Annotated in this window: 10 protein-coding genes and 1 riboswitch; of the genes, 7 read left to right on the top strand and 3 right to left on the bottom strand. The window is 67.8% G+C overall.

The genetic code is table 11. The annotated features are described in order from the left end of the window. The first annotated feature begins 2 nt into the window (after positions 1-2). On the top strand, positions 3-1,520 hold the full coding sequence (locus tag OIK44_RS15885) for a response regulator (RefSeq protein ID WP_273672030.1): 1,518 nt from the start codon (positions 3-5) through the stop codon (positions 1,518-1,520). Positions 1,521-1,529: 9 nt separating this feature from the next. On the opposite strand, the gene OIK44_RS15890 is transcribed toward OIK44_RS15885, so the two are convergent. Next, complete coding sequence (locus OIK44_RS15890; RefSeq protein WP_273672032.1) at positions 1,530-2,531, bottom strand: hypothetical protein; 1,002 nt, start codon at positions 2,529-2,531, stop codon at positions 1,530-1,532. Positions 2,532-2,675: 144 nt separating this feature from the next. Next, positions 2,676-4,562, bottom strand: a complete 1,887-nt coding sequence (locus OIK44_RS15895) for an MFS transporter (protein WP_273672033.1) — start codon at positions 4,560-4,562, stop codon at positions 2,676-2,678. A 275-nt stretch (positions 4,563-4,837) separates the two neighbouring features. Between OIK44_RS15895 and OIK44_RS15900 the strand changes: the two genes are divergently transcribed. The 5 genes from OIK44_RS15900 to OIK44_RS15920 all read left to right on the top strand — a co-directional run bounded on the left by OIK44_RS15900 (position 4,838) and on the right by OIK44_RS15920 (position 11,631). After that, complete coding sequence (locus OIK44_RS15900) at positions 4,838-8,137, top strand: DUF2339 domain-containing protein (RefSeq protein ID WP_273672034.1); 3,300 nt, start codon at positions 4,838-4,840, stop codon at positions 8,135-8,137. A gap of 18 nt (positions 8,138-8,155) precedes the next feature. Next, entirely contained in the window at positions 8,156-9,586 is a 1,431-nt protein-coding gene (locus OIK44_RS15905) for a DUF3999 family protein (protein ID WP_273672036.1), read from the top strand. A 92-nt stretch (positions 9,587-9,678) separates the two neighbouring features. Then, entirely contained in the window at positions 9,679-10,092 is a 414-nt protein-coding gene (locus tag OIK44_RS15910; protein WP_273672038.1) for a hypothetical protein, read from the top strand. Beyond that, entirely contained in the window at positions 10,089-10,880 is a 792-nt protein-coding gene (locus OIK44_RS15915) for a DUF2145 domain-containing protein (RefSeq protein ID WP_273672039.1), read from the top strand. The genes OIK44_RS15910 and OIK44_RS15915 overlap by 4 nt, the downstream gene beginning before the upstream one ends. 193 nt (positions 10,881-11,073) lie before the next feature. After that, entirely contained in the window at positions 11,074-11,631 is a 558-nt protein-coding gene (locus OIK44_RS15920; protein ID WP_273672041.1) for an outer membrane beta-barrel protein, read from the top strand. A 36-nt stretch (positions 11,632-11,667) separates the two neighbouring features. Here OIK44_RS15920 and OIK44_RS15925 read toward each other — a convergent pair whose 3' ends face one another. After that, the gene (locus OIK44_RS15925; RefSeq protein WP_273672042.1) at positions 11,668-13,746 is read right to left on the bottom strand and encodes a TonB-dependent receptor; all 2,079 of its coding nucleotides are present in this window, start codon (positions 13,744-13,746) and stop codon (positions 11,668-11,670) included. Between the two features lie 199 nt (positions 13,747-13,945). Continuing rightward, a riboswitch (cobalamin riboswitch) is annotated at positions 13,946-14,155 on the bottom strand. 347 nt (positions 14,156-14,502) lie between these two features. Here OIK44_RS15925 and OIK44_RS15930 point away from each other — a divergent pair. After that, the gene (locus tag OIK44_RS15930) at positions 14,503-15,066 is read left to right on the top strand and encodes an outer membrane beta-barrel protein (protein ID WP_273672044.1); all 564 of its coding nucleotides are present in this window, start codon (positions 14,503-14,505) and stop codon (positions 15,064-15,066) included. Positions 15,067-15,103: the final 37 nt, after the last annotated feature.

A 15,103-nucleotide genomic window follows, 5' to 3' on the forward strand; every position in this document is an offset into this window, starting at 1 on the left:
CGATGGAAAGGCGCATCCTGATCCTCGCCCCGACCGGGCAGGACGCCCCCCTGGCGGCGCAGGTGCTGGCGTTGGCGATGATCCAGGGACACGTCTGCCAGTCGGCGGCCGAGCTGGCGGCGCAACTGGAGCTGGGCGCGGCCGGCGTGCTGGCGGCCGATGAGGCGCTGCCGGCGGGCGCCTTCGCGGTGCTGGGCGAGTACATCGCGCGCCAGCCGGCCTGGTCCGACCTGCCCATCATCCTGCTGACGGCGCGCGGCGGCAGCGATTCGCCGCGCGTGCGCCAGGCCGTCGCCGGGCTGGGCAATCTGACGCTGCTGGAACGCCCGGTGAACACGCTGACCCTGGTGGCGTCGGCGCACGCGCTGCTGCGCGCCCGCACCCGCCAGTACCAGGCGCGCGAGGCGGAGCGGCGCAAGGACGAGTTCCTCGCCAGCCTGGGGCACGAACTGCGCAACCCGCTGGCGCCGATCAAGACCTCGGTGGCGCTGCTGGGCCAGTTGTATCCGGACGTGGCGGCCGTGCAGCGCATCAAGGACGTCATCGACCGCCAGGTGACCCATTTGACGCGGCTGGTCGACGATCTGCTCGACGTCGCCCGCATCACCAGCGGCAAGATCGCGCTGCGGCGCGAGCGCGTCCTGTTCGGCGCGGTGCTCGACCATGTCAAGGAACTGTGCCTGCAAAACGCCGCCAACAAGCACATCCGCATCGACTTCGCGCTGCCGCCGCACGACGTCGCGCTGCACGCCGACGCCGCGCGCGTCGTGCAAATCCTCGCCAACATCGTCTCGAACGCGATCAAGTTCACGCCCGTCGACGGCCGCATCGCCGTGCGCGCCTGGCTCGACGCCGGCCAGTTGAGCATCAGCGTCAAGGACAACGGCGTGGGCCTCAAAGCCGAGGCGATTCCGCGCATTTTTTCCATGTTTGAACAAAGCCAGACCGTCTCCGGCCAGATGGCCAGCGGCCTGGGCATAGGATTGAGTCTGGCGCGCAAATTCGCCGAGATGCACGGCGGCAGCGTGCAGGCGAGCAGCGAGGGGCCCGGCAAGGGCAGCGAGTTTGTGATACGCCTGCCGGTCGCGGCGGCGGAGACGGCGGCGCCGGCCGCGCCGCCGGACGCGGCGCCGGCGGCGGCGCAGCCGACCCGGGTGCTGGTCGTCGACGACAACCGCGACGCCGCCGACTCGCTGCAAGCCCTGTTCCAGATGGCCGGCTACGACGTTGCCACGGCCTACGACGGCCAGGCGGCGCTGGCCGCCGTCCAGGCCGGCATGCCGCAGTTGATCGTCATGGACCTGGGCATGCCGGGCATGGACGGCTACGAGACGGCGCGGCGCATCCGCCAACTGCCGCGCGCCGGGCGCATCATGATGATCGCGCTGACGGGCTGGGGCCAGGGCGACGCCCGCAGCCGCACGCTGGAGGCCGGCTTCGACTTCCACCTGATCAAGCCGGTCGACTTCGCCGACATCGTCGCCCTGGCCGGGGCGGCGCCGCAGCCGCCGGCGCCATGAGCGCCGCGCTTACTTGGCGCGGCGCCAGCTCGACACGGTGACGAACACGCCGTCGCTGCCGCGCCTGTCCTCGACGAGGACGCGGTAGCGGCCGGCGCCGTCGGCGCCGTCAAACGTGGCCTTGCGCTCGGACTCCTCGAAGCGCGCGCCCTTGGCCAGACCGCGGTACTGGTCAACGACGCTGTCGAAGTCGGCATAGCTGAGCAGGATCACCTGGGCGTCGGGCCATTTTTCGCCCTGCTGCTGGGCCGCCTGGTACTGCGTGTACATCGGCAGGCCGGCCAAGCCCTTCGGCAGCACCACCTTGCCGGCGCTGGCCGTGCTGCGGATCTCGGCCGTCGCCACCAGCAGCGGCGCCAGCGACGCCGGGAAGCCGCGCGGCACCTCGGCCTTGCTCCAGCCGGCCACATCCAGCGGCGCCGTCACATACTCGACGCTGGCGATTTTCTGCGCGGCGGCGACTTCCTCGGGATCGTCGCTTTCGGCGGCCAGCGCCAGCATGCCCGGCAGTTTTTTGCTCCACGCCAGCAGGGGCGCGGCGTCCGCCTCCTTGGCGCCGGCCGGCTGGAACACCGTCAGCACGGTTTGCGGCTCGGGATTGCACACTTTCGCGTCGTCGCCCTTGCGCGGGCGGCAATGGCCGTTGACCAGGCCCGCGGCCAGCAAGTTGTCCTTGCCGTCGAGCAGCAGCGCGGCCCGTTCGCGGCCGTGGGCCTCCGGGTTGATCGAGGCGAACACCTTGCGGCCGTCCGGGAACACGGTGCGGGTGATGTCGTGCCGGGAACGCATGCTCTCCAGCAGCTGGGCGATGACCAGGCCATCGCCGTCCGTGTAACTGCCGCGGGCGTAGCCGACCAGCTTGAGCACGCTGGCGCGCACGCGCGGATTATCTTTCAGGCTTTGCGCCGGCGCCGGCACCTCGCTGGTGATGCCGGCTTCGGCGCCGGCCTGCGCCAGCGCGCCGTTCGCCGCGCCCAGCGTCAGCGCGAATAAGAGGGATGCTGCTTTCAATTCGACTCCTTGACCACCCCCCTGCCCGAAACCAGTGCCGGGACCGAAGAAGCATGGCGGGCCAATTATAGAACCTCCGCAACAATCTGGCGCACGCAGCAAGATTGCCTTGCAATCAATGCAAGGCGGCGGCGCCGGGCGCCGCTATTTCCAGTTGCCGCGCAGCTTGCTGACCTGCTGCTGCAGGAACTCCGGCGTCGCCTCGGCCGGCGCCACCGGCTGGCCGACGGCCAGCGCCAGCCGCGAGCGCCAACCGCCGCGGAAGGTGCGCTCGAAGACATTGCTCTTGTTGCGGCTGAGCCAATGCCCCCACAGGCCGCGCAGCGCCATCGGGATCACCGGCACCGGCGAGCGCGCCAGGATCTTGGCGATGCCACCCTTGAACTCGTTCATCTCGCCCGTCGTCGTCAGCTTGCCCTCGGGGAAGATGCAGACCAGGTCGCCCTCGTGCAGCGCCTGGGCGATGTCGACGAAGGCTTTTTCCATCAGCCACGGGTCTTCCTTGGCCGAGGCGATCGGGATCGCCTTGCCGGTTTTGAAAATCCAGCCCAGCAGCGGCATCTTGAAGATGCGGTGGTCCATCACGAAGCGGATGGGGCGCGGGCTGGCCGCGACGATGACGATGGCGTCGACGTAACTGACGTGGTTGCACACCAGCACCGCCGCGCCCTCGGCCGGGATGCGCTCGGCGTCGACGCACTTGACCCGGTGTATGGTGTGGATCAGCAGCCAGGCGAGGAAGCGCATCAGGAATTCCGGCACCAGCGAGAAGATGTAGACGGCCACCAGCGCGTTCAGCACGGCCGTAATGAGGAACAATTGCGGGATCGTCATGCCCTGCCCCAGCAGCACGATGGCGACGCCGGCCGCCGCGACCATGAACAGCGCGTTCAGGATGTTCATGCCGGCGATGGTGCGGGAAATGTGTTCGCGGTCGCAGCGGGTCTGGATCAGCGCGAACAGCGGCACGATGAAGAAACCGCCGAAGACGCCGATCATGACGATGTCGAACAGGATGCGGTAGGCGCCCTGCTGCGCCAGCAGCGCGACGGCGTCGACGACGTAGGTATTCACGTAGCTGTTGCTGGCGAAGTAGAGGTCGACGCCAAACAGCGACAGGCCGATCGAGCCGAACGGCACCAGGCCGATTTCGATCTTGCGCCCGGACAGGCGTTCGCACAGCAGCGAACCGGCGCCTATGCCCAGCGAGAACACGGTCAGCAGCAGCACGAAGACGCCGTGGGTGCCGTGCAGATAGTCTTTGGCGTAAACGGGGAACTGGGCCAGGATCAGCGCGCCGTAGAACCAGAACCAGGAGTTGCCCAGCATGGCCAGGAAGACGACGCGGTTCTGCCGCGAAAAGCCGAGGTTGCGGATGGATTCCGACAGCGGGTTCCAGTTGATCTTCAGTTCCGGCGCGGCGGCCGGCGTCAGCGGCACGCGGTAGCTGGCGATCAGGCCGACGACGGCGACGGCGATGGTGGCGCCGGCCACCAGCTCCACGCCCAGCGGCTTGTGCACGACCAGCACGGCGCCGAGGATTTCGCCGAGCAGGATGCCGACGAAGGTGCCCATTTCGATCAGGCCGTTGCCGCCGATCAGCTCGTCCGCTTTCAGCTGCTGCGGCAGATAGGCGTATTTGACGGGACCGAACAGGGTCGAATGGATGCCCATGCCGACCACGGCCGCCACCAGCAGCCATAAGGTGTGCGTCATCCAGCCCGCCGCGGCGATGGCCATGATGGCCACCTCCAGCCATTTGACGAAGCGGGCCAGGCCGGCCTTCTCGAATTTGTCGGCGATCTGCCCGGCCGTCGCGGAAAACACCACGTAGGGCAGGATGAACAGGCCGGGTATCAGGTTGGTGATGGTCGAGGCGTCGAGCGTGGTCCAGCTCAACGCATCATAGGTGAGTATCACCATCAGGGCGGTCTTGAACAGGTTGTCGTTGAAGGCGCCGAAAAACTGCGTCCAGAAAAACGGCCCGAAACGGCGCTGCGACAACAGGGAAAACTGGCTGGCGTGACTCATGGGCGGGATGGGTAAGTGGGAACAGGATGACAAAATACAGGACTACGCCGCGCACGACAATCTTAATTACCGTGGCGCGGGACGGTTCGGCCGGCAAGCTGCGCCAAAACAAATCGGGCGGGCGGCGCGGGCCTGGCGTCCAACTGAAATTCAGTTGCCGGAACTTTTACATTATCATCCGAGTAATAGTGAAACGATACACTTGTTTTCCAGCAGTAAGGCCAGCGTCGTTTCCCATCATAATAAACACCAGATAAACACAAGAATCGAGCATCATGGAATCATTGATCAGCGTTCTCATTCTGGCCGGGGTGGTGTACCTCCTGCTGCCGTTCATCGCCATGGCCAAGGCCAGCGGCGCGCGCCGCCGCGTCGACGCGCTGGAGTCCGAAACCAGCCGCTTGAAAGAGGAATTGCGCGACCTGCAATCGCAGGTCGCGACGCTGCGCAACGCCGCCGCGGCCAGGGCGGCGCCGGCCGAGGCGCCGGCGACGGCCAGCTACGCGCCCGCGTCCAAGCCGGCGCCGGCCGCCGTTGTGCCGCCCACGTTTGCGCTACCCGCCGCCGCGCCGCCGGCGCCCGCCCGGCCGGAAACCAGCCAATCCACCCTGCCCGCCTACCCCAGCCTGCCCGAGCGGGCCGACACGCCCGCCGCGCCACGGCCGGCGCCGGCGGCCGACGGCCGCGCCGACGAGTTTTCGCCCGGCTATGTGCAGCCGCCGCCGGCCTGGGCCGGCGCGGCCAGCGCCCTGTTCGGCAAGGCGAAGAACTGGCTGCTCAGCGGCAATCTGGTGGCGAAGCTGGGCCTGATCATCCTGTTCATCGGCGTCAGCTTCCTGCTCAAGTACGTCGCCGGGCAAATCAGCGTGCCGATCGAGCTGCGCCTGGCCGGCATCGCGCTGGCCGACATCGCCCTGCTCGGCTGGGGCTGGCGCATCCGCCAGACGCGCCCCGGCATCAGCCTGCCCGTGCAGGGCGCCGCGCTGGCCATCCTGATGCTGGTCGTGTTCGGCGCCTTCCGCCTCTACCACCTGATCCCGGGCGGCCTGGCCTTCGCGCTGCTGCTGGTGCTGACCGCCTTCACCTGCCTGCTGGCCGTGCTGCAAAACGCCGTCTGGCTGGCCACCTTCGGCATCGTCGGCGGCTTCGCCGTGCCGCTGCTGGCCTCCACCGGCGGCGGCAGCCACATCGGCCTGTTCAGCTATTACGCGCTGCTCAACGCCGGCGTGCTGGCGATCGCGCTGAAACGCTCGTGGCGCATGCTCAACCTGCTCGGTTTCGCCTTCACCTTCATCGTCGGCACGGCCTGGGGCGTGCTGAAATACGCGCCGGAACACTATCTGTCGACCCAGTTGTTCCTGATCCTGTTCTTCCTGTTCTACGTCGCCATCGCGCTGGCTTACGCGGCCCACGAGGCGCCCAAACTGCGCCACTACGTCGACGCCACGCTGGTCTTCGGCACGCCGCTGCTGGCGATGGGCCTGCAATACGGCCTGGTCAAGGCGCTGCCGTTCGGGCTGGCCTTCTCCGCGCTGGCGCTGGGCCTGTTCTACACGGGGCTGGCGCTGGTCCTGTGGCGCCGCGCCGCCACCTTCAAGCTGCTGGCCGAAACCTTCCTCGCGCTGGGTATCGTCTTCGGCACGCTGGCGCTGCCGTTCGCGCTCGACGGCCGCTGGACCTCGGCCGCGTGGGCGCTGGAAGGCGCCGGCATCGTCTGGGTCGGCCTGCGCCAGCGCCAGCCGCTGGCCTGGATCTTCGGCCTGCTGGTGCAGGCCGGCGCCTGGCTGTCCTTCCTCGGCGCCGTCAGCGGCCTGGACCCGGCCGCCGCGCTGCAGCAAAACCTGTGGCTGGGCTTCCTGATCCTGGCGGCCAGCGCGCTGTTCATGGCGACGACGCTGCGCAAGGCGCCGGCCGAATCGGGCGGCGCCGCGCTGTCCTGGCTGGCGCTGCTGTTCCTCGGCGGCGCCACGCTGTGGCTGCTGGCCGGCAGCTGGACCGAAATCTTCCTGCGCACCGACGGCGCGACGCAACTCAATCTGCTGACCGGCAGCGCCGTGCTGATCGCCATCGCGCTCGGCCTCATCGCCACGCGCCTGCAATGGCGCGCGGCCGGCAACTATGCGCTGCTGGTGCAGGCCGCCGCCGGCGTGGCGCTGCTGGCCAAGGTCGGCACCGGCTGGATCGACGCCTCGCCGGCGCTGTTCGACGGCCCCTTCCTGAGCGCCCTGATGCTCGGCGCCGCCGTCTTCCTGAGCGCCTGGTTCATCGAACGCCAGGCGCGCCGCGACCAGGCCCCGCAACTGGCGCGGATGGCGGCCATGCTGCTGCCCGGCGCCGGATTTTGCTGGTTTGCGCTGGTGTTGACGGCGCTGGCGAGCTGGTTCACCGCCTACGCCCCGCCGCAACTGCCCGCCGACGACTACCTCCATCCGGAACGCTGGTTCTCCGCCTACGTCATCGCGCTGGCCCTGTCCACGCCGCTGTTCGGCTGGCTGGCGCGGCGCCTCGACTGGCCGGCGCTGCGCTGGTTCACGGCGCCGGCGTGGCTGGCGCTGGCCGCGAGCTGCGCCGCCATGCTGGCCGCCCTGTACCTGGAGGAGCGCATCCCCGGGCGCCTGGCGTGGACCGCGCTGGCGGCGGCCTGGCTGGCCGGCGAATACCTGCTGCAACTGTGGCCGCGCGCCGGCTGGCGCCTCGGCGTCAAGGCGCAGCAGGCACTGCACAGCGTGCGCACCGGCGCCCCGTGGCTGATGCTCTGGCCGCTGGGCGTGCACTACCTCTCCGCCTGGCTGCTGGCCGGCGCCAGCGAGCCGGAGCGCATGCTGGCGCAAGCCGGCTGGGAAGTCAGCGGCAGCTGGGCCCGCTATCTGCCGGCCTGGGCGATGATGCTGCTGGCGGCCCTGCTGGCGCGCCGCAGCCGCGACGGCGGCTGGCCGCTGGCGCCGGTGGCGGCGTGGTATCGGCGCTGTCTGATTCCGCTGGCGGCGCTGTGGTCCTGCCTGCTGGTGGCGGTCTGGAACATCGCCTACAACGGCGCGATGGCGCCGCTGCCCTATCTGCCGCTGCTCAACCCGCTCGACCTGAGCACCGGCTTCGCCATATTGCTGGCCGTCACAGCCTACCGCCTGCTGCGCGCCGAACACCCCGCGCTGCCGCAACTGTGGCGGGGCCGCCTGCCCGTCGTCGCCGGCTGCGTCGTCTATGCCTGGCTCAACCTGATGCTGCTGCGCAGCGTGTCGAACTATATGGACGTGCCCTACCGCTTCGAGGCCATGCTGGACTCGCGCTTCGTGCAGGCGCTGCTGTCGCTGGTGTGGAGCGTCACGGCGCTGATCCTGATGCGCCACGCCACGCTGCGCCAGGCGCGCAAGCAATGGAGCCTGGGCGCCGTCCTGCTCGGTCTGGTGGTGCTGAAACTGTTCACCATCGACCTGTCCAACGTCGGCGGCATCGAACGCATCGTCTCCTTCGTCGGCGTGGGCGGGCTGATGCTGCTGATCGGCTATCTGGCGCCGTTTCCCGGCAAGCTGGAAGCGGCCGACACGGCGGCGCCTGAAACGCCCCGCCCCATTTGATATAGAAAGTTATTCCCGATGAGAGCAGTCTTGATCCTGATGGCCACGCTGGCGCTCGCGCCCGGCGCGGCCGCCGCCAAACCGGACAGCGACACGCCGGCCGATTACACGCACAGCCTGCCGCTGAGCGTCAGCGGCAAGGCCGGCGTCGTCGCCTACCGGCTGCCGCAGGCCGTCTACCTGCACGCCAGTTCGTCCGAGCTGGACGATGTGCGCCTGTTCGACCGGCAGGGCAGCAAGCTGGCCTTCGCGCTGCGGCGCCCGCCCGCGCAGGCGCGCACCAGCCGGCGCGACCTGCCGGTCAGCATCTTCCCCGTGGCGGGCGGCCAGCCGGATACCGGCGCCGGCGACGAGGCGGGCGGCCTCGACATCCGCACCGGCGCCGACGGCCGCCTGCTGTCCGTCACGCGCAGCGCGCGCGGCGGCGCCACCGCCTCCAAACCCGGGCTGGGCAGCCTGGTCCTCGACATCGGCGCGGCCGGCAAGGACCCGGCCGCGGCGGTCGGCGCGCTGCGCTTCCGCCTGCCGGCCGGCACCGGCAACTACAACGCCCAGGTCTGGCTGGAAGTGAGCGACGACCTGAAGCGCTGGGACGCGCTGGGCGCGGCCTCCCTGAACTGGCTCGTCAACAGCGACACGCAGACGCTGGCCAACGACAGGATCGAATTCGAGCCGCGGCGTTTCCGCTACGCCCGCCTGAGCTGGCGCGAGGGCGCGCCGCTGCTGTTTGCCGGCATCAGCGCCGAATCGCTGAGCCAGACCGAGGTCGCCGCGCCGACCGAGCAATTGCTGCTGCAGCCGGCGCCCGGACAACTGCCCCAGGACCTGGTGTATCGCGGCGCCGCCGCCATCCCGGTGGAAAAGGTGGGCCTGCAGTTTGCCGAACAAAACATCGTGCTGCCGGCCGTACTGGGGCGCTACCGGGAAGTGCCCAGCCGGCAACTGGGCCAGCCTTCCACCCTGGCCTTCGAGCCGCTGCTGCGGACGACTTTTTACCAGATCACGCAGGCCGGCCAGCGGCGCGGCGCGGCCGACCTGGCGATGGCGCAGCAGCACGCGGCGCAGTGGGTGCTGCGGCCGGACGCCGCCAGCGGCGCCAGACCGGCGCTGCGCCTGGTCTGGTCGCCGTCCTCGCTGGTCTTCCTCGCCAACGGCATGGGGCCGTACACGCTGGCCTTCGGCCGCGCCGGCGCCCACCGCGCCGCCATTGCGCTGGAACAAGTGGCGCCCGGCTTCAGCGAGGCAGAATTGCTGAACCTGGAACAAGCCCGGGCCGGGCCGCTGGCGGCGAACCCGGCGGCCGCCGCCGCGCCCGGCGGCGAGGCGGACCGCGCGGCCCAGTTGCGCCTGGCCGCCCTGTGGGGCGCGCTGCTGCTGGGCGTGGCCGTGCTGGGCTTCTTCGCCTGGCGGCTGCTGCGGCAAATGCAGGCGCAGGACCGGACGCCCTGAGCGCCGCGCGCCGGCCGGCGCGCCCCGTGCGTGCGCGCACACTGAATTAAAGTACAATCATTGCATCACAGCATCATCACAAGGGAAAACTCATGAAACGCATGCTCTCCATTTGTCTGTTTTGCGCCGCGGCCACCAGCGCCCACGCCGGCGTGTCGGAAGTGTCGTCGGCGTCGGAAAACGTCGGCATGGCCTCCGGCATCGTCTTGCTCGGTTCCATGTCCATGCTGGCCGCCTCCGGGCAAGTCATCGTCAGCGGCGTCGAATCGGTGGCCGAAGGCAGCGTCGTCGTGCTCAAGGGCGCCTCCGACGCCGGCACCGCGTCGATCAAGCTGACCGGCAAGGCGGCGCGCGGCCTGTCGCTGGCGGCCGGCACCGTCGTCAGCGTCGTCGCCGTCTCGACGGGCCACGCGCTGGTGCTGTCGGGCAAAATCATCGCCTACATTCCGAATGAAATCGGCAAATCGCTGCTGCACCACTCGCGCGTGCCGGGGGCCGGCGCGTGAGCCTCGCCCGCCTGGCCCTGCCGGCCCTGCTGCTGGCGCTGGCCGCGCCGGCCCAGGCCGGCCGCCCCTGCGAGCCGAAGGCCGGCGACCCGGCCATCGTCGTCAAATCGCTGGACCTGGCCTACAAGGCGCGCCAGGCGCTCGACGCCAGCGGCGCCCAGGTGGCGCTGATCGCCCGCGCCGGGCAGGACTTGAGCAAATACAATCTGCGCTATTCCCACATGGCGCTGGCCTGGCGCGACCATCCGGCCGGGCGCTGGGTGGTGGTGCATGAATTGAACGACTGCGGCAGCGCCGAATCGGCCCTGTTCAACGAGGGCCTGGGCAATTTCTTCCTCGACGACATCTTCGAGTACAAGACCAGCATCCTCGTGCCGAATGCCGCCACCCAGGCGGCGCTGGCGCGGCTGCTGGCGTCGGACACGCCGCGGCGCCTGCACGGGGCGCACTACAATATGCTGGCCTACCCGTATTCGACCAAGTACCAGAACTCCAACCAGTGGGTGCTGGAAACGTATGCGGCCGCCAGCGCCGCCCAGGGCAAGATCGAAAACCGCGACGAGGCCCAGGCCTGGCTGAAGAAGGCCGGCTACGCGCCGATCACGCTGCACATCCCGGCGACGACGCGGCTGGGCGCGCGCATGTTCCGCGCCAACATCGCCTTCGACGACCATCCCTTCGACCGGCGCATGGCCGGCCAGATCGACACCGTGACGGTCGATTCGATGCAGCAGTTCATCAAGCGGCGCGACATCGAGGTGCGCGAAATCAATATCGCCGCCGATTAAGCGCCGGCGCGCCGGCGGCCCGCCCGCCTGCGCGCCCTCCCCCGGGCGCCAAAGTATTGCCAAACGACACCAAAATACCAGCCAGGCGATACGCCGGGAAATTCTATTGAACAAGCAGCCGGGATCGACAATGATGGCCGCGCCCTGTCCGCAATGACGCGGACGGCCCATCCATTCAATAGGACTTCCGAACATGAAACAAGCACTTGCCCTCACCCTGATCGCCTCCGCCCTGAGCCTGCCCGTCGCGGCCCACGCCCAAAGTTTCTACGTCGGCGGCAACATCGGCAGCGCCAAGGCCAAGGTCAATTCGACCAGCCAGACGGCCGACGACAGCGGCGCCGGCTTCAAGGTCTACGGCGGCTACCAGCTGACGCCGAACTTCGGCGCCGAAGTCGGTTACAGCAAATTGGGCAACACCGACGCCAGCTACAAGGGCGTCAAGGGCGCCCACATCAAGCCGCACGCGCTGTACGCGGCCGCCACCGCCACCATGCCGCTGTCCGATCAATTCTCCCTGTTCGGCAAAGTCGGCCTGTCGGCCAACCGCAACAAGTTTGAACAGCCGGGCGGCAAGCTGACGGACAAGTACAGCAAGAACGGCATCATGTTCGGCGTCGGCGCGGCCTACAACATCACGCCGGCGCTGGCGCTGGTGGCCGAGTATGAAAACTACGGCAAAGTGCAGAACAACAACCTGGCCACGGTCAAGGCGGACATGTTCTCGGCCGGCCTGCGCTACAAGTTCTAAGCCTGGCCGCCCGCCTGCGCCTGTTCCCGGCGCGCCTTAAAACGAGGCGCGCAGGCTCAGGCGCATGGTGCGCGGCTCCAGCGGATGCACCAGGCGGCCGGCTATGCCGCCGCCGCAACTGCCGTCGGCCTGTTCGCCGCGCGTGCAGGCGCCGCCCCAGTATTCGATGTCATTGGCCTTGCGGTCGAACAGATTGAGCACGTCCACGCCCAGTTGCAGCGTCGGCGTGATGCGGTAACCGAGCTTCAGGTTGGCCAGCCAGAACGGCACCGACTTGTGGGTGTTGCTTTCCTCCAGGGCGTAGGCGCCCAGATAGCGCAGGCGCAGGCCGCCGAACCAGGCCCCGCCCGGCTCGTAACTGAGGCCCAGCGAGGCCGTCAGCGGGATGGCGTTCGGCACATGCGCGCCGCCGCCGTCGACCGGCTCCCTGAAGCGGGCGTGCGACCAGGCCAGGTCGGCGTCGATGTTGACGGCGCTGCTGGGCGCGAAGTAATTCGACCATTCCACACCATGCCGGCGCGACGCGCCGCGCGCCTCGGTGACGCCCTCGTCACCGACAAACACCAACTCCGACGCGGCGCTCATCCGCCACAGGGACAGACTGGTATTCCAGCCCGGCAGCGGCTTGCTGCGCAGCCCGATTTCCGCCCCCGTCGACTTGGCGAACAAGGCCAGCTTGTCGGCCGGGCTGCCGTCGGCCGGATGGGTCGCCGAGGTGGCGCCGCGCACGTCGTTGCTGTGGAAACCGTAACCCCAGTTGAGATACAGCTCGGTGTCGCCCCGGGCGCCGGACGGGCGCAGCACCAGTGCCAGTTTCGGGCTGGTCTGGCCGGCGCCGACCTTGCCGCCATTGTCCATATTGAAGGCGCCGCCCGTCGGCGTGACGCTGGCGCGGATCTGGTCGCGGCGCAGCCCCAGCGTGCTGCGCAACCACGGCGTCCACTGCCGGCGCGCTTCGACGTACAGGCCGACGGCCGTCTCCGTCAGCCGGTCCTGGCGCACCGTGCCGCTGCGCACCCGGTCCACGGTTTCATACAGGCCGACCTGCCTGACGCGGTCCTGGCGCAACTGCACGCCGGCCGTCACGTCGACCTCGCCCAGGCGCAGCGACTGGCGCGCCGCGCCGCCCCAGATGAGGCGCCGGTCGGCCTGCTCGTGCTGGTCGCCGCGCGGCCCGCTGATGAAACCGGACGGCGCGGCGAAGTAATTCAAGCCGTAGTCGATCACATAGGCGTTGACGCGGCTGGCGCCGGCCGCGTTGGCGCCGGCCCATTCGCCGGACAGGCTGTAGCGGTGCGTCTGGCCGCCGTCGCTGCCCGACAGCGCGCCGTAGCGGCCGATCTCGCCGCCGGCGATGGCGCGCTGCGGCACGTGTTCGGTGGCGCGCCAATCCGACTCGTAAGCCATCGCCGTGACGCTGAAACCGTCGTCGGCGCTGCCCTTCGACAGGCGCGCGACGCCGTTGCGCTTGCGCAGCCGGGCCGGCAAGTCCCAGGGGCCGTCGTTGCCGGCCGCCTCCACGGCGCCCATCAGGTCGAAGCCGCGCCATTCGCCGCTGCCGGCGGCCAGCACGCGGCGGTGGCGGTGCGCGCCCAGCGTCACGTCGACGAAGGGTGCCTTCAACTGCCGCTGGTACTCGATGCGCGACGAGCCCGTGTTGGAAAAATCGCCGTCCTCGGCCGCGTAGACACCCTTGTGGAACTGGATGCCGGCTATCAGCTCCGGCATCAGGAAATTCAAGTCCATATAGCCCTGGCCATGGGCGTGGCTGGCGACGTTGGCCGGCATGCCCATGACGCTGGTGGCGAAATCGCTGCCGTGGTCGAGATTGAAGCCGCGCAGGAAGTACTGGTTGGCCTTGCCGTCGCCCGAATGCTGGGTGACTATCATGCCGGGCAAGGTTTCCAGCAACTCGGCGGTGCGCAGCAGCGGCCGCGTCGCCAATTGCCTGGCCGTCACCGTGGCGTCGCCGGCGGCATCGGCGACGCCGATCAGGCCGGGCCGGTTGCCGATGACGGTCACTTCCGGCAGGGGCGGCGCGGCGGCGGCGCCGGCCTGTTGGCTGGCCGCCAGCAAGGCCGCCAGCAAGGGTGTTCGAATAATTATATGTCGCATCTGTTTCATTTCCTAAGATCACATCGATGATCCGGGCATGACACGAGAGAGCAGTGGCCGCGTGGCCCCGGCCGGCGTCGCCGGCGCACGCCGCGCGCGCGGGCACGGGCGCCTGAAGGCGCCGCGCATACGGGACGGCAACATTGGAAACGGACGGAAAACGGGACACGACGGACAAAACCAAACCCCGGGTTTTGCACCAGCAATACACGCGATGGCCGGTCTTCTGGCTCGCCCTCATCCTTTCCTGCCCTGCCTTCCCATGCAATGCACAGTGGCTTACGGACAAGATCGTCAGGCATACAGCAGCGGGGGCTGCGCCGGCATGCAGGGAAAATCCCTGGTCACCGGCTTCCCGTTTCACCCTCCGGCAGACCAGCCGGAGGACACCATCGCGTCAGTGGCGCATTTTACATCAGCCGCGCCGGATGGCCTCTGCGCTTTTTACGCTCGCGCAATTGGCATAATACAAACCAGATAAAAATAATGAATAACAGATATTCAAAAATATAATATCTCGCCGCCGCGCGGCAATATCCAGCCCCTTATCGGCATTCAAAAGGATTCATCCAATTTCCTTAAACCGCGCATTCCGCAAATACGCGTTGCCCGAAAACAACATATCTAATTTAATTTCATTTTAATTAAACTTTCTATTGGGGAATCCACGCTCCAGCGTATAAAATCCACCCGTCTCAAGTTGCAGCGTGAGCCACAACTCAGAGCCTCTGCCAACAATTTAATTTAGGATGAATCATGAAAAAACAATTTATCGTTGCCCTGATCGGCGCCGCTTTTGCTTTCCCTATCGCTGCCCAAGCTGACAACACCTACGTTGGCGTGAACGTCGGCCGCGGCGAGCAAAAAATCAGCATCCCAGTCGTGTCGGGCAAAGAAACCAAAACCAGCTACAAGCTGTATGGCGGCTACAACTTCGACAAGAACTTTGGCGTCGAAGGCGGTTATGTTGATTTCGGCAAAGCAAAATTCACCAACAAGACTTATTCCAGCGAAGCGAAAAGCAAAGCGTTTTACGTTGCAGCAACGGGCACCCTGCCAGTCAGCGACGAGTTCGGCGTGTTCGCTAAAGTTGGCCTGTCGGCAAACCGTGTGAGCTACGATTTCAAAGACACCGGCATGCGTGGCAGCTCCAGCGCAAACCGCAGCTCGCTGATCTTCGGTCTGGGCGCGTCGTACAATGTAACGAAGGAAATCGCTATCGTTGCTGAATATGAAAACTTCGGCAAAATCGCCAAAGGCGACGGCGGCGGCGACATCAAAGCCAACACCTTCTCGGCTGGCCTGCGTTACAAGTTCTAATTCAGAACGCGTTTTCGCATGAAAAAAAGCCGGCTGC

This window comes from Janthinobacterium fluminis (genome assembly GCF_028595325.1).
GTDB lineage: Bacteria > Pseudomonadota > Gammaproteobacteria > Burkholderiales > Burkholderiaceae_D > Janthinobacterium > Janthinobacterium fluminis.

Excerpts from the sequence above, each read along its gene's own strand:
- OIK44_RS15885 (WP_273672030.1), top strand. The coding sequence starts at position 3 with ATGGAAAGGCGCATCCTGATCCTCGCCCCGACCGGGCAGGACGCCCCC.
- OIK44_RS15895 (WP_273672033.1), bottom strand. The coding sequence starts at position 4,562 with ATGAGTCACGCCAGCCAGTTTTCCCTGTTGTCGCAGCGCCGTTTCGGG.
- OIK44_RS15900 (WP_273672034.1), top strand. The coding sequence starts at position 4,838 with ATGGAATCATTGATCAGCGTTCTCATTCTGGCCGGGGTGGTGTACCTC.
- OIK44_RS15905 (WP_273672036.1), top strand. The coding sequence starts at position 8,156 with ATGAGAGCAGTCTTGATCCTGATGGCCACGCTGGCGCTCGCGCCCGGC.
- OIK44_RS15910 (WP_273672038.1), top strand. The coding sequence starts at position 9,679 with ATGAAACGCATGCTCTCCATTTGTCTGTTTTGCGCCGCGGCCACCAGC.
- OIK44_RS15920 (WP_273672041.1), top strand. The coding sequence starts at position 11,074 with ATGAAACAAGCACTTGCCCTCACCCTGATCGCCTCCGCCCTGAGCCTG.
- OIK44_RS15925 (WP_273672042.1), bottom strand. The coding sequence starts at position 13,746 with ATGCGACATATAATTATTCGAACACCCTTGCTGGCGGCCTTGCTGGCG.
- OIK44_RS15930 (WP_273672044.1), top strand. The coding sequence starts at position 14,503 with ATGAAAAAACAATTTATCGTTGCCCTGATCGGCGCCGCTTTTGCTTTC.